The 24011-nt window shown below is 70.4% G+C and carries 15 protein-coding genes; 7 read left to right on the forward strand and 8 right to left on the reverse strand.

Annotated features, from left to right (window positions below):
* Positions 1–115: 115 nt before the first annotated feature.
* Entirely contained in the window at positions 116–1327 is a 1212-nt protein-coding gene (locus tag HY68_RS03245) for an Ig-like domain-containing protein (protein WP_041984197.1), read from the reverse strand.
* 267 nt (positions 1328–1594) lie between these two features.
* Here HY68_RS03245 and glgX point away from each other — a divergent pair, with 267 nt between their 5' ends.
* Complete coding sequence (glgX, locus tag HY68_RS03250) at positions 1595–3742, forward strand: glycogen debranching protein GlgX (protein ID WP_241778728.1); 2148 nt, start codon at positions 1595–1597, stop codon at positions 3740–3742.
* A 27-nt stretch (positions 3743–3769) separates the two neighbouring features.
* Here the strand turns inward: glgX and HY68_RS03255 are convergent, their stop codons facing one another.
* The 4 genes from HY68_RS03255 to HY68_RS03270 all read right to left on the reverse strand — a co-directional run bounded on the left by HY68_RS03255 (position 3770) and on the right by HY68_RS03270 (position 7466).
* Positions 3770–4411 (reverse strand): response regulator transcription factor, encoded by a 642-nt coding sequence (locus tag HY68_RS03255; protein ID WP_041984199.1) that lies wholly within the window; start codon positions 4409–4411, stop codon positions 3770–3772.
* Positions 4404–5660 carry a sensor histidine kinase gene (locus HY68_RS03260; RefSeq protein WP_041984200.1) on the reverse strand — a complete coding sequence of 419 codons (1257 nt, stop codon included), beginning with the start codon at positions 5658–5660 and terminating at the stop codon, positions 4404–4406. The genes HY68_RS03255 and HY68_RS03260 overlap by 8 nt, the downstream gene beginning before the upstream one ends.
* An 86-nt stretch (positions 5661–5746) precedes the next feature.
* A complete protein-coding gene (locus tag HY68_RS03265; protein ID WP_041984201.1) occupies positions 5747–6490 on the reverse strand; it encodes an ABC transporter permease in 744 nt (247 codons plus the stop codon).
* Position 6491: 1 nt separating this feature from the next.
* Positions 6492–7466 (reverse strand): ABC transporter ATP-binding protein, encoded by a 975-nt coding sequence (locus tag HY68_RS03270; RefSeq protein ID WP_078863402.1) that lies wholly within the window; start codon positions 7464–7466, stop codon positions 6492–6494.
* A 176-nt stretch (positions 7467–7642) separates the two neighbouring features.
* Here HY68_RS03270 and HY68_RS03275 point away from each other — a divergent pair, with 176 nt between their 5' ends.
* Positions 7643–9481: an ABC transporter ATP-binding protein gene (locus HY68_RS03275; RefSeq protein WP_078863403.1), complete on the forward strand. Its 1839-nt coding sequence runs from the start codon at positions 7643–7645 to the stop codon at positions 9479–9481.
* Entirely contained in the window at positions 9478–11448 is a 1971-nt protein-coding gene (locus HY68_RS03280) for an ABC transporter ATP-binding protein (RefSeq protein ID WP_041984202.1), read from the forward strand. The genes HY68_RS03275 and HY68_RS03280 overlap by 4 nt, the downstream gene beginning before the upstream one ends.
* A gap of 30 nt (positions 11449–11478) precedes the next feature.
* Here the strand turns inward: HY68_RS03280 and HY68_RS03285 are convergent, their stop codons facing one another.
* Positions 11479–11844, reverse strand: a complete 366-nt coding sequence (locus HY68_RS03285) for a hypothetical protein (RefSeq protein WP_041995061.1) — start codon at positions 11842–11844, stop codon at positions 11479–11481.
* 420 nt (positions 11845–12264) lie between these two features.
* Here HY68_RS03285 and HY68_RS03290 point away from each other — a divergent pair, with 420 nt between their 5' ends.
* The gene (locus tag HY68_RS03290; RefSeq protein WP_041984204.1) at positions 12265–14328 is read left to right on the forward strand and encodes a M4 family metallopeptidase; all 2064 of its coding nucleotides are present in this window, start codon (positions 12265–12267) and stop codon (positions 14326–14328) included.
* A 158-nt stretch (positions 14329–14486) separates the two neighbouring features.
* Positions 14487–15419 carry a squalene/phytoene synthase family protein gene (locus HY68_RS39485; protein ID WP_052457001.1) on the forward strand — a complete coding sequence of 311 codons (933 nt, stop codon included), beginning with the start codon at positions 14487–14489 and terminating at the stop codon, positions 15417–15419.
* 56 nt (positions 15420–15475) lie between these two features.
* On the opposite strand, the gene HY68_RS03300 is transcribed toward HY68_RS39485, so the two are convergent.
* Both HY68_RS03300 and glgP read right to left on the reverse strand, forming a co-directional pair.
* Positions 15476–16726, reverse strand: a complete 1251-nt coding sequence (locus tag HY68_RS03300; RefSeq protein WP_041984205.1) for an alginate lyase family protein — start codon at positions 16724–16726, stop codon at positions 15476–15478.
* A gap of 221 nt (positions 16727–16947) precedes the next feature.
* The gene (glgP, locus tag HY68_RS03305; RefSeq protein ID WP_041984207.1) at positions 16948–19590 is read right to left on the reverse strand and encodes an alpha-glucan family phosphorylase; all 2643 of its coding nucleotides are present in this window, start codon (positions 19588–19590) and stop codon (positions 16948–16950) included.
* Between the two features lie 623 nt (positions 19591–20213).
* Between glgP and HY68_RS03310 the strand changes: the two genes are divergently transcribed.
* Positions 20214–22202, forward strand: a complete 1989-nt coding sequence (locus tag HY68_RS03310; RefSeq protein ID WP_041995065.1) for an alpha-1,4-glucan--maltose-1-phosphate maltosyltransferase — start codon at positions 20214–20216, stop codon at positions 22200–22202.
* Positions 22199–23953: a maltose alpha-D-glucosyltransferase gene (gene treS, locus HY68_RS03315; protein ID WP_041984209.1), complete on the forward strand. Its 1755-nt coding sequence runs from the start codon at positions 22199–22201 to the stop codon at positions 23951–23953. Before HY68_RS03310 ends, treS begins: the two co-directional genes overlap by 4 nt.
* Positions 23954–24011: the final 58 nt, after the last annotated feature.

Below are 24011 nucleotides of genomic sequence, written 5' to 3' on the forward strand. Positions count from 1 at the left end.
CTCGCTAATGTCACCGTTCCGTCCCAACTGCGCCGGACAGTGCAGGTCATGGCGGTGTACGGGCCGGACGGCGCGGTGTACGGGCAGCGCGGGGTACGGGCCGGACGGCGCGGGCTCAGCGCAGGGCCGAGCCGGCCACCCAGGCCGGCCAGTCCAGGTTCCAGCCACTGAGCCCGTTGTCCGGAGCGACCACGCTGTCACGGGAGTTGACGACCTCCACCACGTCGCCGACCAGCGTCCGGTCGAAGAACCAGCCCGCCGGGGTGTCGGCGCCGCCGCCCTTGACGTCCCGCAGCCCCACGCACCCGTGACTGGTGTTCAGGGAGCCGAACGTGTCCTCGGACGCCCAGTAGTTGCCGTGCAGGAACGTCCCCGACGTGGTCAGCCGCAGCGCGTGCGGCACGTCCTTGATGTCGTACTCCCCGCCGAACCCGACGGTCCTGCCGTCCATGCGCGTGACGTCGTACAGCTCGGAGACCACCATCTTGCCGTTGTACGTGGTCGTCTTCGCGGCGCCCGCCGTGATCGGCAGGGTGGACAGCAGCGCCCCGTCGCGCCGTACCTCCATGGTGTGCCGCTCGGCGTCGACCAGCGAGACCTGCGAGCGGCCGACCGTGAAGGCGACGGTCTTGCGCTGGATGCCGACGACCCCGGGCGCCGCCTGGACGTCCCGCAGCCGCACATCGACCGTGACCTTCGTGCCCGGCCGCCAGTAAGCGCGCGGCCGGAAGTCGAGGCGCCGGTCGCCGAACCAGTGCCCGACGACCTCCACCGCCGGGACGGAGGTGATCCGGATGGCGCGCTCGACGGCGGCCCGGTCGCGGATCCGCCGGTTGAAGTCGAACGAGACGATCATGCCCGTACCGACGGTCGAACGGTTCTCCGGCTTGAAGTACCCGATGAAGCGGTGGGTGGGCACCGCCGTGGTGAAGGTCGTGTGCCGCGCCGAGCGCCTGCCGTCCCCGTCGACCGCGACCGCGTCCACGCCGTACTTGGCCGCCAGGGCGACCCGCTCGCCGCTCAGCGGGGCCCAGGAGCGGCCGTCGGCGGAGATCCGGCCCGCCAGCGGCTCCCGGACCGCGTCCTCGACCCTGCGTACCTCGACCCGCTCCAGACGGCCCTCGGCCACCTTGACCGCGATCCGGTCCGACCGGCCGACGCCCTTCGTGCCGTTCCCGGGCGTGACCTGGATCGAGTCCCCGGGTGCCCCGGACTTTCCGGCCAGGAACGAGCCGCCGCCGGAGCACCCCGCCAGCCCGCCCATCAGTCCTGCCCAGGCCAGTACGGTGGCCGCGGCGGCCCCTGCGCGCTTCAGTACATGTCTCACACACTTCCAACGATCAGCCCCCCGCGCCGGAAACGTGAGGGCGGGGCCCGAGAAGGGAAGAACAGTCGCAAGGACCACGCGAGGAGAGCCACGGCCGGGACGCCGTGCGCACCGAGCCGCGAGGCCGACGAGCCGCAGGAGGCCGGACAGGTGGCGAGCGCAGCCGAGCAGGAGACAGCGCACAGAACGGTGCGGGAGACCAGGGAGGCGGCGGAGGCGGTCGGCGCCTTCGGCTTCCTCGGGGAGCCCGGCAGGGCCGTACCGCCGGTGTGGCCGGGGGCGCCGACCCCGCTCGGGGCGCGCTACCGGGTGGGCCCCGACGGGGTCGCCGGCACGAACTTCGCCCTGTGGGCCGGCGGCGCGCAGGCGGTGGAGGTCTGCCTGTTCGACGACGAGGAGACCGAGACCCGGCTGCCGCTGACCGAGCAGACCCACGGGATCTGGCACGGCTTCGTGCCGGGCATCGGGGTGGGGCAGCGGTACGGCTTCCGGGTGCACGGCCGCTGGGACCCCTGGACGGGGGCCCGCTGGAACCCGGCGAAACTGCTGCTCGACCCGTACGCCCGCGCGGTCGACGGCGATTTCACGCTGCCGCCCGAGGTGTACGGGCATGTCAGGGACTGGCCGCAGCAGCAGGTCGCCGACACCGTACGGGACGAGCGGGACTCCGCGCCGTTCGTCCCCAAGGGGGTGGTCGTCCATGACGACGACCCCGGCGACGAGTGGGCCGACGACCGGCGCCCCAAGACCCCCTGGGCCGACTCGGTCATCTACGAACTGCATGTGCGCGGCTTCACCAAGCTCCACCCCGGCATCCCGGAGAAGCTGCGCGGCACCTACGCCGGGCTCGGCCACCCGGCGGCCGTCGACCATCTGCGCCGGCTCGGCGTGACGGCGGTCGAGCTGCTGCCGGTGCACCAGTTCGCCCACGAGGACCATCTGCTCAAGCGCGGGCTGCGCAACTACTGGGGCTACAACTCCATCGGCTACTTCGCGCCGCACGCCGGGTACGCGGCGGGCGGCACCCGCGGCCAGCAGGTCGAGGAGTTCAAGGAGATGGTCCGCTCGCTGCACGACGCGGGCATCGAGGTGATCCTCGACGTGGTCTACAACCACACGGCCGAGGCCGGCGAGCAGGGTCCGACACTGTCGCTGCGCGGCATCGACAACCGCGGCTACTACCGGCTGCCGTCCGACGCCCGCCGCTACACGGACTACACCGGCTGCGGCAACACCCTGCACGTGGTCCAGCCCCATGTGCTGCGGCTGATCACCGACTCGCTGCGCTACTGGGTCACGGAGATGGGCGTCGACGGCTTCCGCTTCGACCTGGCTGCGGCGCTGGCCCGCTCCATGCACGACGTCGACATGCTCTCGCCGTTCCTCGCCGTCATCGCCCAGGACCCGGTGCTGCGCCGGGTGAAGCTGATCGCCGAGCCGTGGGACGTCGGCAGCGGCGGCTACCAGGTCGGCGCGTTCCCCCCGCTGTGGACGGAGTGGAACGACCGCTACCGCGACGCCGTACGGGACTTCTGGCGCGGCGCGACCCCCGACGTACGCGATCTCGGCTACCGGCTCTCCGCCTCGAGCGACCTGTACGCGTGGGGCGGCAGGCGGCCGTACGCCTCCGTCAACTTCATCACGGCGCACGACGGATTCACCCTGCGTGACCTGGTCAGTTACGAGCACAAGCACAACGAGGCCAACGGCGAGGGCAACCGCGACGGCACGAACGACAACCGCGCGTGGAACTGCGGCGCCGAGGGCGAGACCGACGACCCGGCGATCAACACGCTCCGCCGCCGCCAGCTGCGGAACCTGCTGACGACGCTGCTCGTGTCGACGGGCGTGCCGATGCTCGTCGCGGGCGACGAGATGGGCCGTACGCAGGGCGGCAGCAACAACGCGTACTGCCAGGACAACGAGGTGAGCTGGCTCGACTGGTCCCTGCTGGAGCAGCCGGGTTCGTACGGGCTCTACCGGCTGACCGCCCGGCTGCTGGAGCTGCGCAGGGACCATCCGGTGCTGCGCCGCCGCGCCTTCTTCTCCGGCCGGCCGCAGACCGCCGACGGGCTGCGGGACCTGGCCTGGTTCACGGAGCGCGGCGAGGAGATGACGGAGGAGGACTGGTGGGCGCCGGCCTCGACGCTCGGTCTCTTCCTCTCGGGCCGGGACATCCCGGGCCGGGACGCGCGCGGCGAGAAGATCACCGACGACAGCTTCCTGACCGTGCTGCACTCGTCGGCCGAGCCGGTGGACTTCGCACTCCCGGGCCCGCCGTGGGCGCGCCAGTACGAGCTGGTGGTCGACACGTCGCTGGAGGAGCAGGCCGAGGAACCGGGGACGGTCTTCGAGGCGGGCACGACGGTGACGGTCCCGGGCCGGGCGGTACTGCTGCTGCGGGTACGGGCGTAAGGCGCGGCCGGCGGGGTCGGCGCCGCGTCAGCCGAGGATGCGGCGGTCGTACGCCACGGCGACCGCCGCCGCCCTGTCCTTCACGCCGAGCTTGCCGTAGAGGTGGGTGAGGTGGGTCTTGACGGTCGCCTCGCTGATGAACAGCTCCTTGGCGATCTCCCGGTTCGACGTGCCCCTGGCGACCAGTTCGAGCACCTCGCGTTCGCGCGCCGACAGCGGCTCGACGCCGCCCGCCGCCGGGGTCCTGACCCGGGAGACCAGCCGGGAGGCGACCGCGGGCGACAGGACCGTACGGCCGTCCGCCGCCGCCCGTACCGCGGTGAACAGTTCCTCGCGCGGGGCGTCCTTCAGCAGATAGCCGGTGGCGCCCGCCTCGATCGCGGGGAGCGTGTCGGAGTCCGTGTCGTACGTGGTCAGCACGAGCACCTTCGCGCGGGCGCCGCGCCGGGCCAGCTCGGCGATGGCCGCGACCCCGCCGCCGTCCGGCATCCGCAGGTCCATCAGGACCACGTCGGGGTCGAGGCGCAGGGCCAGTTCGACACCCTCGACGCCGCCCGCCGCCTCGCCGAGCACCGCGAAGCCGGGCGCCGATTCGAACATGCCGCGCAGACCGTCCCGTACCACGGGGTGGTCGTCGACGAGGATCAGGGTGATGGTCCGTTCAGCCATGGCGCACCAAAGGTACGCGAGCCGAGACGGCGGTGCCGCCGCCTTCCTCCGACTCGACGGTGACGGTGCCGGCGATCCGCTCGGCGCGTGCCTTCATGCCGGCCAGACCGAAGCCGTGGCTGCCGGAGCGGGCGGGCAGGGCGAGCGGGTCGAAGCCGCTGCCGTCGTCCCGTACGTCCAGGGACACCTCGTCGCCCATGAAGGAGAGCGTCACGCCGACCCGGGCCGGGGAGGCGTGCTTGCCGGCGTTGGCGAGGGCTTCCTGGGCTATCCGCAGCAGTGTCGAGGCGACCTCGTCGTGCAGCGGCTCCTCCGTACCGGTGACGGTGAAGTCGGCCCGGACGCCGCCGCGTTCGGCCCAGCCCGCGACGGTCTTCTTGAGCGCCTCGGGGAGTGTGTCGTTCTCCAGCTCGGCCGGGCTCAGGTTCTGCACCGACCTGCGGGCCTCGCCCAGACTGCTGCGGGCGAGGGCCGACGCGCGCTCCAGATGGGTCCGGGCGACCTGCGTGTCGGTGCTGGCGGAGACCACCTGGAGCTGGGCGATGATGCCGGCCAGGCCCTGCGCGATGGTGTCGTGGATCTCGGCGGCGAGCCTGCGCCGCTCGTCGGCGACCCCGGCCTCCCTGGCCTGGATGATCAGCTGGGCGTGCAGGCTCGCGTTCTCCTCCATGGCCTGCTCAAGACGGGCGTTGGTCTCCTCCAGCGACATGATCGTCGCGGCCCGTTCCTTGGCCGCCTCCAGCTCCTTGACCCCGAGGTGGGCGAAGGCCGTGGTGATGGAGGCGTTCAGCACGAAGAGGCCGCCGAAGAGGATCCAGCCGGTCGCGCCGTCGGGCGGCAGGCCGCCGGCTTCCGAGCCGGCCATGGTGACGGCGGTGACCAGCATCCCCGCCCGCATCACCGGCTTCGGCAGCAGCCGCGCGACGTCGAAGTAGCCGATGACGGCGAAGATGGAGAACAGCGGGTTGAGGAAGGTCAGCGCGAAGGCCAGGGCCGTCCGCACGCAGTAGTAGACCCTGCCCGGCACCGCGTGCTCGGGCAGCCCCGGCCTGACCCGCCCCCACCACACCTGGAGCGCCACGGTGGCCAGGACGAGGGCGCCGGCCGCGTACATCTGCGCGCGGGTCATCCCGATCGCCTGGGCCACGGCCGCCGAGATCAGCGTCGCGAACCCCAGCAGCGCGCTGGCGCCGTAACGGTAGAACTGCTCCCAGCGCCGTTCGAGCGAGACCATGCCCATCCCTGCCATGTCCTCAGTCTCCCCCTGCCGCCCCTGGCCCCGCAGTAGCCCCGCGACGAACGCCGACGTCCCCTCGGAGTCGGAGTTCGGACCTCTCACTCCCACCGGAACCAGCGTGCCGCGCAGGCCGTCAGGACAACTGTCCACAGCGCCATGACACCGAGGTGCGCCCAGCCGGGCCAGTCGCCGCGCATGGCCTGGTCCAGGGCCTGCGACCCCGCGCCGAACGGCGTGTACTCGACGATCTTCCGCAGCAGGTCGGGCATGGTCTGCACCGGCAGCCAGACCCCTGCGGTGAACATCGCGGGGAAGAAGGCCGCGGAGCCGATGGCCTGGGCGGCCTTCTGGGTACGGGCGACGGCGCAGACCAGGGCGCCCAGGGACAGCGCGCTCGCCGCGGCGAGCACCAGCGCCAGCAGATAGCCGCCGAGCTGGTCAGGCAGGTTGACGTCGAAGGCGAGCCTGCCCACGGCCATCACCAGGATCGCCGACCCGATGGAACCGGCGCCGAGCAGCAGCAGATACGCCGTCAGCAGCGCCTGCGGGCGCACCGGCGTGGTCGACATCCGGCGCAGGATGCCGCGCTCCCGGTAGCCGGTCAGCACCGGCGGCATGGCCTGCAGCCCGGCCATGATCAGGGCGAGCAGGACGGCAACGGGGACGTACAGGTCGATGACCCGCCGGCCGCCGAGTGAGGCATCGGGGTCACGGAAGGACGGGATCAGGCCGAGGATCACCATCAGGACGGTCGGGAAGGCCAGGATCCAGAAGATGATGGCGGGCTCGCGGAAGAAGAGCTTGGTCTCCGTCTTGAAGACGACGGCGGATGCGGAAGCCATGTCAGACCCTCTCTTCTGTCTCTTCCGAGGTGCCGGCGGTCCCGGCGGTCCCGGTCGTGGTGGTGGCGGCCGTGCTCGTCGCGTCGGTGGTGAGGTCGAGGAACGCGTCGTCCAGCGACGCCTCGGTGACCCGCAGCTGGCGCGCGGTCACGTGCCGGACGGCGAGCAGCGAGATCACGGCGTTGACGGTCTCGTCCGTGCCGTTGATCGTGACCCGGTCGCCCTTGTACTCCACGGCCGACGCCTCGGGCAGCGCGGCCAGTTCGCGCTCGCCGAGCGGCTCGGACGGGGTGAAGGAGATGACGGTGGACGCCGTCGACCTGCTGATCAGCCCGGACGGGGTGTCGAGCGCCGCCACCCTGCCCTTGTCGATCACCGCGATCCGGTCGCAGAGCCGCTGGGCCTCCTCCATGAAGTGCGTGACGAGCAGCACCGTCACGCCGCTGTCCCTGATCTCCTCGATCAGGGTCCAGGTGTCGCGCCTGGCCCGCGGGTCGAGTCCGGTCGTCAGCTCGTCGAGGACGACCACCCGCGGGTTGCCGATCAGCGAGAGCGCGATGAACAGCCGCTGCTTCTGGCCCCCTGACAGCTTCGCGAACCGGGTCGTCAGTTTGGACTCCAGGCCGAGGCGCGCCGCGAGGGGGCGCCAGTCGGCCGGGTCGGAGTAGAACGCGCTGTACAGCTCCAGCGCCTCCCGTACGGTCAGTTTGGCCTGGAGTTCGCTCTCCTGGAGCTGTACGCCGAGGAGCCGGGTCACCTGCTCGTGGTCGGCGACCGGGTCGAGCCCGGCCACCCGGACCGTCCCCGCGTCCGGGATCCGCAGTCCCTCGACACACTCCACCGTCGTCGTCTTGCCGGCGCCGTTGGGACCGAGGATCCCGAATATCTCGCCTTCTTGGACGTCGAAGGTCACCCCGTCAACGGCGGGTTTGCCGTTGTAGGCCTTGTGCAGGCCATTCACTTCGATGATTGCCATGCGCCAAGAATCCCCCGCGCCGGAGGCCGGAACAATCGGCCGTCGCGCTCGATCCGGCATCATCCGATCGGTTGATGCCGGGGTCCGACCGAGGCTGCGCCGGGGTCCGACCGGAGGCGGGTCCGAGGCAAAAACCACATGAGCGATGTCAGTGGTGAACCGTAGGCTCACCCCTGATGTCCGAGAAACCCGCACCCGAGAAACCCGCACCCGGCGACCCCGCCCGGCCCGCCGGTACGTCGGCCACCCGCTCCTTGTTGCGGCTGTGGCCCTATGTGAAGCCGGTACGGGTGCGGCTGTCGCTCGCCGCCTTCGTCGCGATCGTCGCGTCCTGTCTCGGTCTGGTCATCCCCCTCGTCCTGAAGTGGATGGTGGACGGACCTGTCACCGACCGGGACACCGGCGGCATCTGGCTGGGTGCGCTGTATCTGCTGCTGCTCGGGGTCGCCGAGGCCGTGCTGTTCGGCTTCCGCCGCTGGCTGGTGGCCCGGCCGCTGGCGGGGGTCGAGGCGTCGATGCGGGCGGACCTCTACCGGCATCTGCAGCGGCTGCCGGTGGCCTTCCACGACCGCTGGCCGTCGGGCCAGCTGCTGTCGCGCGGCACGACCGACCTGATGCTGCTGCGCATGTTCCTGGCCTTTCCGCTGACGTTCCTGCTGGTCAACGGAGCGACGATCATCGTCGGCTTCGTCATCCTGCTCGGCCAGGACTGGACGCTCGGTCTGGTGCTGCTCGCGCCCGCCGTGCCGCTGGTCGTGCTGTGCTCGCTCTTCGAGTCCCGGTACTCGCTCGTCGCGCGCAAGGCGCAGGACCAGGTCGGGGATCTGACCACGGTCGTCGAGGAGAGCGTGCTGGGCATCCGGATCGTCAAGGGGTTCGGCAGGCACCGCAGTCAGGCGCTCGCCTTCCGCGCGCTCACCCACCGGCTGCGCACCACGGAGCTGGGCAAGGCGCGGCTGCTCGCGGGGATCTGGGCGGTCATCACGACCATCCCCGAGCTGGCCATCGGCGCGGCCGTCGTGCTCGGCACGATCCAGGTCGCCGACGGCGACCTCTCGGCCGGGACGCTGGTCGCCTTCCTGTCGACGGCGCTCGCGCTGCGCTGGCCGGTGGAGTCCATCGGCTTCCTGCTGGCGATGAGCCAGGAGTCGGCGACGGCGACCGCGCGGTTCTTCGAAGTGATGGACGTGGCCGAGGAGCTGGACCCGGAGTCCGGCGCCGACGTGCCGGGCGCCGACGGCGCGGGCGACGCGGCGGGGCTGCGTTTCGAGGGCGTCTCCTTCCGCTACCCGGACGCCGAACCGGACTCCGCTCCCGTGCTGGACCGGATCGATCTGCACATCAGGCCCGGGGAGACGATGGCGCTCGTCGGGGCCACCGGTTCCGGCAAGACGACGCTGACCGCGCTCGTACCGCGCCTGCACGAGGTGACGGAGGGCAGGATCACCCTGGACGGCCAGGACGTGGCGCTGATGCCCCGGCCGCTGCTGCGTGAGCTGGTTTCGGTGGCGTTCGAGGAGCCGACGCTCTTCTCGGCCTCGGTCGGGGAGAACGTGCTGATGGGCGCGCCGGACGCCGGCGAGGACGCGCTGGAGCGGGCGCTGGACACGGCGCAGGCCGGGTTCGTCAAGGATCTGCCGCACGGCGTCGGGACCGAGGTGGGCGAGCAGGGTCTGAGCCTGTCCGGCGGTCAGCGGCAGCGGCTCGCGCTCGCCAGGGCGGTCGTCGGCCGGCCGCGCTTCCTGGTGCTCGACGACCCGCTGTCGGCGCTCGACGTACACACGGAGGCGCTGGTGGAAGCGGCGCTGCGACGGGTGCTCGGCGAGACCACGGCGCTGGTGGTGGCGCACCGTCCTTCGACGGTGATGCTCGCCGACCGGGTCGCGCTGATCTCCGACGGCCGGATCGCGGCCGTCGGCACCCACCAGGAACTGCTGCGTGAGAACGCGGAGTACGGCTGGCTGATGTCCGGGGCGGATGCCAGGGCCGAGGCTGTCGAGGAGAGCATCCGATGACGACGTCCACGACGACGGACGAGACCCCCGACGGCACAGGACCCGGCGCAGGACCGGACTCCGGGACGGCGGGCGCCGCGACGGACGCGGGGACGGACGCGCGGACGAGTTCCGCCGGGCGGGCCGTACCGGCTCCTTCGGGCTCCCCCGGCGTCGAGTCGGCCGGCCCGGCCTCGGACGATCCGTTCGACCAGGACGCGCTGCCCGCGGCGCCCGGCGCCACCCGCGCCCTGCTGATCTCGCTGCTGCGGCCCCTGCGCGGCCGGGCGCTCCTCGCCGTGGTCGTGCTGTTGGTCCAGCAGGCGGCGGCGCAGGCCGGGCCGCTGATCGTGGCGTACGCGATCGACAGCGGCGTGCCGGCGTTCCGGGACGGCGACCACGGGCCGCTGATCGCCGTTGCCGTCGGGTACGGGGTGTGCGCGGTGGCCTCCGGCGCCTTCCAGTACGCCTTCATCCAGGCGTCGGCCCGGGTCAACCAGGACGTGCTGCTCGATCTGCGCGGCCGGATCTTCCGGCACGCCCAGGCGCTGAGTGTGGACTTCCACGAGCGGTTCACCTCGGGGCGGCTGATCTCGCGTTCGACCACGGACGTCGAGTCGCTGCGTGAGCTGCTGAGTGAGGGGCTCCAGGAACTCATCGGGGTGGTGCTGGCGTTCGTCTACATCTCGGCGATGCTGCTCTACCTGGACCTGGGGATCGGCGCCGTCGCCGTCGTGTCGTTCGTGCCGCTGTACCTGCTGGTGCGGCTCTACCAGCGCAGGGCGGGCCGGATCTTCAGCGTCAGGTCCACGGCGATCGCGGCCGTCATCGTGAAGTTCGCCGAGACGATGAACGGCATCCGTCCGGTGCAGGCGTTCCGCCGCGAGCGCGCCAACGACGCGGAGTTCCGGGCCCTCAACCGCCGCCACGAGCGCAGCAACGGCGACGCGCTGATCGAGATGGCCCGCTATGTGATCGGCTCCCGGCTCATCGCCAACACCGCGGTCGCCGCGATCGTCCTGTGGGGTGCCTACCGGGTGGCCGACGGCACCCTCGCGCTCGGTGTGCTGGCGGCGGCCGTGCTGTATCTGCGGCGGCTGTACGACCCGATCGACCGGCTCGGGATGTTCCTCAACTCCTACCAGTCGGCGGCCGCTTCACTGGACAAGATCGCCGGGCTGCTGGCGCAGGTGCCGACGGTCCCGGAGGCGGCGGACCCCCGGCCGCTGCCGGTGCTCGCGAGCGACTTCCCCGGCCGTGAGGTGGTCTTCGACGGGGTCAGCTTCGGGTACCGCACGGGCGGGGAGGTGCTGCCCCGCTTCGAGCTGACGATCCCGGCCGGGCAGACGGTCGCCGTCGTCGGCTCGACGGGCGCGGGCAAGTCCACGCTGGCCAAGCTGCTGGCCCGGTTCTACGACCCGACCGGCGGCCGGGTGCTGCTGGACGGCGTCGATCTGCGCGAGCTGGACACGCCCGAACTGCGGCGCGGTGTCGTGATGGTGACGCAGGAGGCGTTCCTCTTCTCCGGCACGGTCGCGGAGAACATCGCGATCGGCCGCCCCGACGCGTCACCCGAGGATATCGAGCGGGCCGCGCGGGCGATCGGCGCGCACGAGTTCATCAGCGGCCTGCCGGACGGCTACGACACGGACGTACGCAAACGCGGCGGCCGGATCTCGGCCGGCCAGCGCCAACTGGTCGCGTTCGCACGCGCGTTGCTGGCCGACCCGTCGGTGCTGATCCTGGACGAGGCGACCAGCTCGCTGGACATCCCGGGCGAGCGCGCCGTGCAGAACGCGATGGACACGGTGCTGCACGGCCGTACGGCCGTGGTGATCGCCCACCGGCTGTCGACGGTGGAGATCGCCGACCGCGTGCTGGTGATGGAACACGGCAGGATCGTCGAGGACGGCGCCCCCGCGGAGCTGATCGCCGGCACAGGCCGCTTCGCGGGCCTCCACCGCGCCTGGCGCGACAGCCTGGCCTGACGCGGCCCGGGGGCCGCCCTCAGCCAGGGCCTAGGCCTCGCGGCCCGGGTTCAGGTCCTCGGCGCGCAGGGCCAGGTCCTGGAGCACCTCGGTGGACGTGACGTCCTGCTGGCCCGTGTCGTGCACCCGGGCCAGCATCACGAAGGAGAGGCTGAAGGCGCCGACGAGTTGCTGGATGGCGCCGCCGACCTCGCGGCCGACCAGGGTGGCGATCTCCTCGGCCGTCGCGTCGCCCGGGATCTCGATCTTCGGCATCGTCTCGTTGAGCAGCGCCGTCACGATCCCGGGCTCGCCCGCCAGGTCCTCGCGTTCCGAGCCCTCCTCCAGCAGCCGCTGCCACTCGCTGGCTTCGGTGAGGATGCCGATCACTCGCTTCAGGACCTCGCTCTGTTCCATCCCGCGAGCATAGGTGGACGCGGTGTACCCGTACGGGAGGACACCGGCCACGCGCGGCTCGCCGGGCGAGAAGCGGATGGAAAAGAATCAGCCACAATAGGTGGCGATCTCGGCCACCGACCTTGAGTCGTCGCTCAACAATCTGTTCACAAAGGACCGGGCGGGCCCCGATCTTGACGGCCTCTTCGATCCGGGCCGACCCACATCCTGGCCGGTCCGGGGCCGATGCCCGACGAAACGTCCGCTTAACGAACATGACACAACTCGCAGCGAACGAATCCGGCCAACTTGTTGACGCGCTCCTGACAGGAAGGTGCGTGTACTGCCACTCTTCCCCCGTTCTCCGCACCACAACTCTCCGTTTGCTTACACCGGGCCGCCCACCCCGCGGCCTGGACCCCCCTCGCATAAGGAGTTCGCGTGAGACCCACGCCCAGCCGTCGTGCCACAGCGATCGGCGCTCTGATAACCGCAGCAGCTCTCCTCTCCGTCGGTGTGCAGGCAGGCACCGCCTCCGCCACGGCCGACAGCGCCAACGCCCCCGCGTTGCCTGCCGCGTTGGCGGGGCAGGCGGCCCGCACCGCCGATCCCGGTGCGCTGCCGCGTGACCTCTCCCCCGCCCAGCGGACCGCGCTGATCAAGAAGGCCGACGCAGGCAAGGCGGCCAAGGCCAAGGAACTCGGCCTCGGCGCGCAGGAGAAGCTCGTCGTACGGGACGTCGTCCAGGACATCGACGGCACCACGCACACCCGTTACGAGCGCACCTACGACGGTCTTCCCGTCCTCGGTGGCGACCTGGTCGTCGCCGAGTCGAAGGCCGGCGCCACCGAGTCCGTCGTCAAGGCGGCCAGGGCGACGCTGAAGAACGTCGACACCACCGCCGACATCGCGCCCGCCGTCGCCCAGAAGCAGGCGCTGGGTCTCGCGGCCGCCGACGGTTCGAAGAAGACCGCGCCCGACAGCGCCCCGCGCAAGGTGGTCTGGCTGACCGACGGCGCACCGACCCTCGCGTACGAGACGGTCGTCGGCGGGCTCCAGGAGGACGGCACGCCCAACCAGCTGCACGTCGTCACGGACGCCACCACGGGCAAGAAGATCTTCCAGTGGCAGGGCATCGAGACCGGTGTCGGCAACACCCAGTACAGCGGCACGGTGACGGTCAACTCCGTCCACTCGGGCTCGACGTACAACCTGACCGACAGCGCGCGCGGCAACCACAAGACGTACAACCTGAACCGCGGCACGTCGGGCACCGGCACGCTGTTCTCGGGCCCCGACGACACCTGGGGCAACGGGACCACGTCCAACACCGAGACGGCCGCCGCCGACGCCGCGTACGGCGCCGGGCTGACGTGGGACTACTACAAGAACGTGCACGGCCGCACCGGCATCAACGGTGACGGCGTCGGCGCGTACTCGCGGGTCCACTACAGCAGCGGTTATGTCAACGCGTTCTGGGACGACTCCTGCTTCTGCATGACGTACGGCGACGGGTCGGGCAACGCCGACCCGCTGACGTCGATCGACGTCGCCGCCCACGAGATGTCCCACGGGGTGACCGCGGCGACGGCCGGCCTGGTCTACAGCGGTGAGTCCGGCGGCCTCAACGAGGCCACCTCGGACATCTTCGCGACCTCGGTCGAGTTCTACGCCAACAACGCGTCGGACCCGGGTGACTACCTCATCGGCGAGAAGATCGACATCAACGGCGACGGCACCCCGCTGCGCTACCAGGACAAGCCGAGCAGGGACGGTGGCTCCCCGGACAACTGGTCCTCCAGCCTCGGCAACCTCGACGTGCACTACTCGTCGGGTCCCGCGAACCACTTCTTCTACCTGCTCTCCGAGGGCAGCGGCGCCAAGACCATCAACGGCGTCTCGTACAACTCCCCCACCTCGGACGGGCTCCCGGTCACCGGCATCGGCCGGGCGAAGGCCGAGCAGATCTGGTTCAAGGCCCTCTCCACCCAGTTCACCAGCAGGACCAACTACGCGTCGGCCCGCACCGGGACGCTCGCCGTGGCCGGTCAGCTGTACGGCACGACCAGCGCCGAGTACAAGTCCGTCGCCGACGCGTGGGCCGGCATCAACGTCGGCACCCGCCCGGGTGGCGGCGACCCGGGCAACCCGCCCACCGGCACGGTCTTCCAGAACACCACGCCGGTCACCATCCCCGACCACGGCGCGGCTGTCACCTCGTCGGTCAACGTCACCGGGATCACCGGCAACGCCCCCAGCACCCTCAAGGCGGACGTGAACATCACGCACACCTGGCGTGGTGACCTGGTCATCGACCTGGTGGCACCGGACGGAACGGCCTACCGGCTGAAGAACTCCAGCAGCAGCGACTCGGCGGACAACGTCGTCGCGACCTACACCGTGAACGCCTCCTCGGAGGTGGCCAACGGCACGTGGAAGCTGAAGGTCCAGGATGTCGCGTCCAGCGACACCGGACGGATCAACAGCTTCAAGCTCACCTTCTGACCGATCGGTCAGACCGCACCACCGCACCACCGCACTGATCGTCCAGAGCCGCCCGGGGTGCCCCCACACCCCGGGCGGCTTCGGCGTGGCCGGATACCGCCGATACGCTGACGCTCCTGTGCCGATTGACCCGTTGTGCCGATTCTTGGAGAGTGCGCGTGCGTTCGTGGGGACGGTGTCTCGATCTGGCCGGGGTACGCGGCGGTGCGCTGCGCTCCGACTACACCCTCGCCGAGCGGTATCTGCGGCGCCGCGAGTTCGCGCTGCGCGGTGTGGTGCGGGTGCTGGCGCCGCCGGAGTTCCAGCCGCACGCGGTCGTCGGCGCCGCGCTGCTCTGCTTCACCGACGACATCTGCGACCGGGGGCCCGCCGAGGAGCGCACCGCGCGGTTCGAGACCTGGGCCGGGCACGTGGGGGCGGCGCTGGACACCGGCACCTCGCACCACCCGCTGCTGCGCGCCTATCTGCACTCGGCCGGGGAGCGCGGTCTGTCCAGGCACTGGGCGGACACCTATCTGGCCGGGACCCGGATCGACCTGGACTTCCCCGGCTTCGCCGACGAGGGCGCGTACCAGCGCTACATCGACACGCTGACCTGGCCGGGCATCATGCTCAGCACGGGCCTGACCCCCCACCTGGTCCCGGACAAGCAGTTCGCCGAGTCCTGCCGGCTGGTCGCCGACGGCGCGCAGCGCGCCGATCTGCTGACCGACCTGTCGGATGACCTGCGGGACGGCCGGCTGGCGCTGCCCCGCTCCGACCTCGCACGGTACGGCGTCACGCGGGAGGATCTGGAGCAGGGCCGGGACACCCCCGGCGTACGGAACCTGATCGCGGCGACGGCGGCCACCGCCCGCGAGGCGCTGCTGGAGGCGGACCGGATCGTCGGTGAAGTCCCTCCGGAGTACCGCGCGTTGGTGCTCAGTCTCCTCGGTCTCTACCACCACAGGCTCGACAACGTCAGCGCGCTGGGCGCCGCCGTCACCCGGCGCCCGGTGCGCGACAACCCGGTGGAGTGTGTACGGGTGCTGAACAGGGCGCGGCACGACTCCCGTAACGAGTCGCTGTGGGAGAACGCGCAGGACCGGTAGCCGCCACCGCCGGCTACCGGCCCAGTCAGGAGTCCGCCCTTCCGGAGAAGGCGCGGTCAGTTGGGGTTCTGCGCGTTGGTCAGCGTCTCCCAGGCGACGAACAGGTTGTTCGTCCCCGAGGGCCGCTGCTGCTGGGTGAGCGTCTGGGTGTTGGTCATCGCGACGCCGTGCAGCGTGTTCAGCGTGTTGAACCCGACCTCGGTGATCGGACCCAGTCCGAGGGTGAGGTTGCCGCCGCACAGGTTGGACGGCGCCGAAGCCGCCCCGACCTGGAACTTGGACTGGAAGCCGAGCGCCTGCCGCAGCCGCTCGCCGACCTGCGGGTAGAGGTCCTGGCCCTGGATGCGCGAGGTCTCCAGGACGTGCGAGATGGACGAGATGCCGTAGCCGGTGTGGACGAAGTCCCGGCAGGTCTCCTGGGTGAGACCGGTCATGGCCGAACCGAAGGTGGACTGGCCCTGCCAGTAACCGACGATCTTGTCGCGGGTGTTGAGGTTCTGGCTGGGCACGGTCTTCGGCAGGTCGCCGTCCGACGCCAGGTAGACGTAGGCGGGTACGCGCGTCAGATAGAGACTGATCGCCTTGTCGTAACTCGTCTTGTCGTCCAGGTAGACGGAGATGCTGGTGGCCGCCTCCACCATCGTCAGCTCCCAGTTCCCGTTGGAGTTGGAGCCGTTGATGAGCTTGGGGAGGTAGACGTTGCGCAGCATGGTGTCGAACCGCGCCTGGTTGGGCCAGTTGCCGTAGACGTGCTTGATGATCTCGGCGGCCTTGGGCCAGGAGGAGCCCGCCCAGCCGGTCTGCAGCGGCGCGTTGCTGTTGGTGTGGTCCTTGATCGTGGCCGACCAGGCGTCCATCAGCTTGATGGACTCCTGCGCGTACCGGTCGTCGCGGGTGATGTACCAGGCGAGCGCGTCCGTGTACGCGGCTATCGCGTCCTCGCGCTCGTCGGTGCAGCCGTTGTTGGGGTTGGAGTACGAGCCGCACTCGACGGTCGCGCGCGCCTTGGGCGTGCGGGACAGGGAGGCGTAATTACTCCCGATCATCTGGTCGTAGGCGGCCTTCCACGGCTGGGCGCTCGCCTGGACCTTGGAGCGTACGAAGTCGAGCTGGGCCGTGTTCAGGTTGACGCCGGGGTGGGTGAAGGCGGCGGGTGCCTGGGCCACGGCCGGGGTGACGGCCGCCTGGACCGCCTTCGCCGCCGGGGCGGGCTTGGCCGCCATGGCCGGGGACATGAAGGCCGCGGCCGAGAGGCCGGCGAGGGCCGCGGCGAGTCCGACGATTCTGGGGATGGTTCCGGGGCGCATGTGGGGGATGCCTTCCGGTGGGCGGGCGTTCCGCAAATCCCCTCTGGTTCATGGATAGTTCATGGACATGAACACTGAGTGGGTTTGTGAACTCTGGTGAGTGAGGAACTTAAGGGCATCCCCGCATCGCGTCAAGGTCTGGACCTATGAACGGCGCGCACGCGAAAGCCGGGCCCGGTCCCTCATCAGGGACCGGACCCGGCCGGGGTGCTGAGTGACGGTCAGCGCATCAGCAGTCCCGCGCCGTCCGTCACCGTCTCGGCCGGCAGGGTGACCAGCCCGAGGTCGGCGCCGGTGGCGAGCAGCGGGTGCGAGGGCAGCACCCGCACGGTGTAGCCGTACGGCCCGGTGCGGTCAAGACCGAGCGGCCCCTCGTACATCCAGCGGCCCTCGGCGTCCGGTCCGCTCACCGGCTTCAGCGGGAAGGTCTGCGCGTCCACGATCGTGTCGTCCGAGCCGACCCGTCCCGCGACGGCTTGCACCTCCACGTCGTCGGGGCGCAGTTCGCCGAGGCCGACACCGACGCGCAGGGCGAGGGTGCTGCCCAGCGCGGCCGTCCGGTCGGCCGCGGGGGCCGTGACGGTCTCGACATGGTCCACCGTCACATGCGGCCACAGGGTCCGGATGTGGTACTTCCAGGTGGCGAGTTCGGCGGCCGTGGCCGCGTCCAGCGCCCGGTGGGCCCGCGCCGCCGGCGCGTACAGCCGCTCCACGTACTCCCGGACCATCCGGCCCGCGAGGACCTTCGGGCCGAGGGTGACGAGGGTGCGGCGGACCATCTCGATCCAGCGCTCCGGCAGTCCGCTGTCGCCGCCGTGGTCGTAGAAGCGCGGCGCGACCCGGTCCTCGATCAGCTCGTAGAGGGCGTTGGCCTCCAGCTCGTCCCTGCGGTTCTCGTCCGTGGCCGCCACCCCGTCGGCCGTCGGGATGGCCCAGCCGAAGTCCGGCTCGAACCACTCGTCCCACCAGCCGTCCAGCACCGACAGGTTGAGGCAGCCGTTGAGCGCGGCCTTCATCCCGCTGGTCCCGCACGCCTCAAGAGGCCGCAGCGGGTTGTTCAGCCACACGTCGCAGCCCGGGTAGAGCTTCTGCGCCATCGCCATGCCGTAGTCGGGCAGGAAGACGATGCGGTGCCGCACCCGCGGGTCGTCGGCGAACCGCACCAGCTCCTGCACCAGCCGCTTGCCGCCGTCGTCCGCCGGATGCGCCTTGCCGGCGACGACGATCTGCACCGGCCGCTCCGGGTCGAGCAGCAGCCGCGTCAGCCGCTCCCGGTCACGCAGCATCAGGGTCAGCCGCTTGTACGAGGGGACGCGCCGGGCGAAGCCGATGGTCAGCACGTCCGGGTCGAGCACCCCGTCGATCCAGCCCAGCTCGGCCGCGGCGGCGCCGCGCTGGCGCCAGGACGCGTGCAGCCGCTTGCGCACCTCCGTCACCAGCTGGGCGCGCAGCGTGCGGCGTACGTCCCAGACGTCCCCGTCGGGGATGTCGGCGACGGCGTCCCAGCGCTGCGAGCCGCCGACGGACAGGGCGTGTTCGGTACGGCCGTCGCCGATCTGCCGGGCGCCGAGCGCGACGACCTCGGGGGCCACCCAGGTCGGTGCGTGCACCCCGTTGGTGACGGAGGTGATCGGCACCTCCTCGGCGTCGAAGCCGGGCCACAGCCCGGAGAACATCTCGCGGCTGACGGCGCCGTGCAGGGTGGAGACGCCGTTGGCCCGCTGGGCGAGCCGCAGCCCCATCACGGCCATGTTGAACAGGTTCGGCTCGCCGCCCGGGTAGGTCTCCATGCCGAGGCCGAGGACCCGTTCGACATTCACGCCGGGCAGTTCGCCGTCGTCGCCGAAGTGCCGGGCGACCAGGTCCCGGTCGAAACGGTCGATACCGGCGGGGACCGGGGTGTGGGTGGTGAAGACGGTGCCGGCCCTGACGGTCTCCAGCGCCGCCTCGAAGCCGAGCCCGGTGTCGGCCAGCTCCCTGATCCGCTCCAGGCCGAGGAATCCGGCGTGGCCCTCGTTGGTGTGGAACACCTCGGGCGCCGCGTGTCCGGTGAGCCGGCAGTACGTGCGCAGGGCCCGGACGCCGCCGATGCCCAGCAGCATCTCCTGGAGCAGCCGGTGTTCGCTGCCGCCGCCGTAGAGCCGGTCGGTGACCTCGCGCTCGCCCGGGCCGTTCTCCTCGACGTCGGAGTCGAGCATCAGCAGCGGCACCCGGCCGACCTGCGCCTGCCAGACGCAGGCGTGCAGCTGACGGCCGCCGGGCAGCGCGAGGGTCACCCGGGCGGGTGTGCCGTCCTCCTCCTGCAGCAACGTCAGCGGAAGTTCGTTGGGGTCGAGCACCGGATACTGCTCCTGCTGCCAGCCGTCCCTGGACAGCGACTGGCGGAAGTAGCCGTGCCGGTAGAGCAGGCCCACCCCGATGAGGGGTACGCCCAGGTCGCTGGCGGCCTTGAGATGGTCGCCGGCGAGGATGCCGAGCCCGCCCGAGTACTGCGGCAGGGCGGCGGTGACGCCGAATTCGGGCGAGAAGTAGCCGACCGCAGCGGGCAGCTCGCCGCCCTGGTCGTCCCGCTCCTGGTACCAGCGGGCGCCCCGCAGGTATTCGCCGAGGTCATCGGCTGCCGCGTGCAGTCTGTCCAGGAACTCGGCGTCCGCGGCCAGCTCGGTCAGCCGGGCGGCCGACACGGTCCCGAGGAGCCGTACGGGATCGCCGTCGGCGGCCCGCCACCCGCGGGGGTCGACGTCCTTGAACAGCTCACGGGTCTCGGTGTGCCAGGACCAGCGCAGGTTGCGGGCGAGGTCGCTGAGGGGTCGCAGAGGTTCGGGCAGGACTGGGCGGACGGTGAACCGACGGATTGCCTTCACGTGTTCCACCTTCGCAAGGGACATACGTAGCACGAGGGACGCACCGCTCTGTACGTCCCGACGCCACCCGACGTTAGCCGTACCCTGCCCTCCGAAACCACGGCGCATGAGCGCACGCCCCCGTGTCTTTCCGCGCCGCGTGGGAAGTCGCTTACCTGTGATGGCAAATATGACGGTAAGACTGGCGGCGAATGCCCGAACAGGCTCGCGCACGGTCCTCCTCCAGTGGAGGATTGGGTGACCACGTCGCCGCCACGGGCCGGTTCGCCCTGGTGGCACCGTGCGCCCTTTTCCAGTTCGGTTTTTCACACCCCCACAGTGGGCTCAGCAGTTGGCCCCGTCCTTGACCCAGTAGTTGGCAGAGCGCCGGATTGGCCCCCCGAAACGGGTGGGAAGGCTCCTCCGGTACGCACGGCACACGAGCGCGTCCCCACCCGATCCCAGCGCTATTCGAGTGAACGCGGACAGGAGCGGCCATGCCCGCAGCCCGTCAGTCGTCGACCAAGCGGCTACAAAGAACAGCAAACCTTAATAAAAACCCCACGAGCCCCCAACCGGCTCGTGCCGCTCCACCCGCCCTGCCTGTCACGCCCGCACGACCCTCAGGAAATGCAGTGAAACCGCTGATTGGTCGCATTCCCGTCCTGGACGTCGCTCCGTCCGTCCACTGCGGCAGACGCCCCGCGAAGGCGGTGAGCGGTGAGTCGTTCCAGGTCACCGCGACCGTGTTCCGCGAGGGCCATGACGCCGTGGCGGCCAATGTCGTCCTCACGGACCCCACAGGCCACCCAGGCCCCTATACCCCCATGGCCGAGCTGGCCCCCGGCACCGACCGCTGGGGCGCGGAAGTCACCCCTACGGAGGAAGGCCGGTGGACGTACCACGTCGAGGCGTGGAGTGATCCCGTGGCGACCTGGCGCCATACCGCCGAGATCAAGATCCCGGCCGGCATCGACACCGCGCTCGTCCTCGCCGAAGGGGCCGAGCTGTACGAGCGCGCCGCCGCCGGTGTGCCCAAACGCGACGGACGCGAGGCGGTGCTGGCCGCCGTCGATCTGCTGCGGGACGAGCGGCGCCCCCCGGCGTCCCGGCTCGCCGCCGCGCTGGCCCCCGAGGTCGACGCGGCCCTGGCCCGGCACCCGCTGCGGGAGCTGGTGACCGCGACCAAGCCGGCCAAGCTCCAGGTCGAGCGCAAGCGCGCCCTGTTCGGATCCTGGTACGAGCTGTTCCCGCGCTCCGAGGGCGCCGTCGTCAAGAAGGGCGAGCCGCCCGTCAGCGGCACGTTCAAGACGGCCGCCGAGCGGCTGCCCGCGGTCGCGGCGATGGGTTTCGACGTGGTCTACCTGCCACCGATCCACCCCATCGGCACCACCTTCCGCAAGGGCCCCAACAACACGCTCTCGCCGGGTCCTGACGACGTCGGTGTGCCCTGGGCGATCGGCTCGGCCGACGGCGGCCACGACGCGATCCACCCCGATCTCGGCACCATCGAGGACTTCGACCACTTCGTCGAGACGGCCCGCAATCTGCGGATGGAGATCGCACTGGACTTCGCGCTCCAGTGCTCGCCCGACCACCCCTGGGTGCAGAAGAAGCCCGAGTGGTTCAACCACCGCCCGGACGGCACCATCGCGTACGCCGAGAACCCGCCGAAGAAGTACCAGGACATCTACCCCATCGCCTTCGACGCCGACATGCGCGGTCTGGTCAGGGAGACGACGCGGGTCCTGCGCTACTGGATGACCCACGGGGTGCGGATCTTCCGCGTCGACAACCCGCACACCAAGCCCGTGGTGTTCTGGGAGAAGGTCATCGGCAGCATCAACCGCACCGACCCGGACGTGATCTTCCTGGCCGAGGCCTTCACCAGGCCGGCCATGATGCGCACCCTCGGCGCGATCGGTTTCCAGCAGTCGTACACGTACTTCACCTGGCGCAACACCAAGCAGGAACTGACCGAGTACCTGACCGAGCTGTCCGGCGACTCCGCGGCGTACATGCGACCGAATTTCTTCGTCAATACGCCGGACATCTTGCACGCCTATCTTCAGGAGGGCGGCCGCCCTGCCTTCGAGGTACGGGCCGTGCTCGCGGCGACCATGGTGCCCTCCTGGGGCGTGTACGCAGGCTTCGAGCTGTACGAGAACACGGCGGCGAAGCCCGGGAGCGAGGAGTATCTCGACTCGGAGAAATACCAGCTCCGTCCCCGTGACTGGGAGGCGGCCGAGCGCGAAGGCCGCACCATCGCCCCGCTGATCACCACCCTGAACCGGATCCGCCGCAGACACCCGGCGCTCCAGCAGCTGCGCGACATCCACTTCCACCACGCGGACAACGACTCGGTCATCGTGTACAGCAAGAGGTCGGGTTCGAACATCATTCTGGTGGTCGCGAACCTTGACCCGCACCACACCCAGGAGGCGACGGTCTCGTTGGACATGCCGCGACTCGGCCTCGAATGGCACGAGACCGTCCCGGTGCGCGATGAGCTCACCGGCGAGACCTATCACTGGGGCAGGGCCAACTATGTGCGCCTAGAGCCGGGCGTCACGCCCGCGCACATCGTTTCCCTGCGACCGTCCCCGCCGATCGGAGGGTCACCCACATCATGATCGTCAACGAGCCCGTCCACGACACCTTCGAGGACACCCCGGCCAAGGACCGTGATCCCGACTGGTTCAAGCGTGCCGTCTTCTACGAGGTCCTGGTGCGTTCTTTCCAGGACAGCAACGGCGACGGCATCGGTGACCTCAAGGGCATCACCGCCAAGCTGGACTATCTGCAATGGCTGGGGGTCGACTGCCTCTGGCTGCCGCCGTTCTTCAAGTCGCCGCTGCGCGACGGCGGCTACGACGTGTCCGACTACACGGCGGTGCTTCCCGAGTTCGGCGACCTCGCCGACTTCGTGGAGTTCGTCGACGCCGCACACCAGCGCGGCATGCGCGTGATCATCGACTTCGTCATGAATCACACCAGCGACCAGCACGACTGGTTCCAGGAGTCGCGCAAGGACCCGAACGGTCCCTACGGCGACTACTACGTCTGGGCCGACGACGACAAGCAGTTCCAGGACGCCCGGATCATCTTCGTCGACACGGAGACGTCCAACTGGACCTTCGACCCGGTCCGCAAGCAGTACTACTGGCACCGCTTCTTCTCGCACCAGCCGGATCTCAACTACGAGAACCCCAAGGTGCAGGAAGAGATCATCTCGGCGCTGCGCTTCTGGCTCGACCTGGGCATCGACGGGTTCCGGCTCGACGCGGTGCCCTACCTGTACCAGCAGGAAGGAACCAACTGCGAAAACCTTCCTGCTACCCACCAGTTCCTCAAGCGGGTCCGCAAGGAGATCGACGCCGGCTACCCCGACACCGTGATCCTCGCGGAGGCCAACCAGTGGCCGGAGGACGTCGTCGACTACTTCGGCGACTACAGCTCGGGCGGCGACGAATGCCACATGGCGTTCCACTTCCCCGTCATGCCGCGGATCTTCATGGCCGTACGGCGTGAGTCGCGCTACCCGGTCTCCGAGGTCCTGACCAAGACACCGGCCATCCCGACCGGCTGCCAGTGGGGCATCTTCCTGCGCAACCACGACGAGCTGACCCTCGAAATGGTGACGGACGAAGAGCGCGACTACATGTACGCGGAGTACGCCAAGGACCCGCGGATGCGCGCCAACATCGGCATCCGGCGCAGGCTCGCCCCGCTGCTCGACAACGACCGCAACCAGATCGAGCTGTTCACCGCTCTGCTGCTGTCGCTGCCGGGCTCCCCGATCCTCTACTACGGGGACGAGATCGGGATGGGCGACAACATCTGGCTCGGCGACCGGGACGCCGTACGGACCCCGATGCAGTGGACCCCCGACCGGAACGCCGGATTCTCCTCCAGCGACCCCGGCCGGCTCTACCTCCCGACGATCATGGACCCGGTCTACGGGTACCAGGTCACCAATGTGGAGGCGGCGATGGCATCACCGTCGTCGCTGCTGCACTGGACCCGCCGCATGATCGAGATCCGCAAGCAGAACCCCGCTTTCGGTCTCGGCTCGTACACCGAGCTGCCGTCGTCGAACCCGGCCGTGCTCGCGTTCCTGCGCGAGGCACCGTCCGAGGAGGGCAACGGCGACGACCTCGTGCTGTGCGTGCACAACTTCTCGCGGTTCGCCCAGCCCACCGAGCTGGACCTCAAGGAGTTCAACGGGCGCCACCCGGTGGAGCTGATCGGCGGTGTGCGGTTCCCCGCCATCGGCGAGCTGCCCTACCTGCTGACGCTGGCGGGACACGGCTTCTACTGGTTCCGGCTGAGGAAGGATTCGGCGACCGCCGTTCCGTCCGCGCCGACCCTTCCGGCCGCGTAACGCGATGGTGACCGACGTGCCCCGTGCGAGCCGGTTTCCACGGCCTCGCACGGGGCAC

The organism is Streptomyces sp. AcH 505 (assembly GCF_000818175.1).
GTDB lineage: Bacteria > Actinomycetota > Actinomycetes > Streptomycetales > Streptomycetaceae > Streptomyces.

Excerpts from the sequence above, each read along its gene's own strand:
- HY68_RS03255 (WP_041984199.1), bottom strand. The coding sequence starts at position 4,411 with ATGGCTGAACGGACCATCACCCTGATCCTCGTCGACGACCACCCCGTG.
- HY68_RS03260 (WP_041984200.1), bottom strand. The coding sequence starts at position 5,660 with ATGGCAGGGATGGGCATGGTCTCGCTCGAACGGCGCTGGGAGCAGTTC.
- HY68_RS03265 (WP_041984201.1), bottom strand. The coding sequence starts at position 6,490 with ATGGCTTCCGCATCCGCCGTCGTCTTCAAGACGGAGACCAAGCTCTTC.
- HY68_RS03270 (WP_078863402.1), bottom strand. The coding sequence starts at position 7,466 with ATGGCAATCATCGAAGTGAATGGCCTGCACAAGGCCTACAACGGCAAA.
- HY68_RS03275 (WP_078863403.1), top strand. The coding sequence starts at position 7,643 with ATGTCCGAGAAACCCGCACCCGAGAAACCCGCACCCGGCGACCCCGCC.
- HY68_RS03280 (WP_041984202.1), top strand. The coding sequence starts at position 9,478 with ATGACGACGTCCACGACGACGGACGAGACCCCCGACGGCACAGGACCC.
- HY68_RS03285 (WP_041995061.1), bottom strand. The coding sequence starts at position 11,844 with ATGGAACAGAGCGAGGTCCTGAAGCGAGTGATCGGCATCCTCACCGAA.
- HY68_RS03300 (WP_041984205.1), bottom strand. The coding sequence starts at position 16,726 with ATGCGCCCCGGAACCATCCCCAGAATCGTCGGACTCGCCGCGGCCCTC.
- treS (WP_041984209.1), top strand. The coding sequence starts at position 22,199 with ATGATCGTCAACGAGCCCGTCCACGACACCTTCGAGGACACCCCGGCC.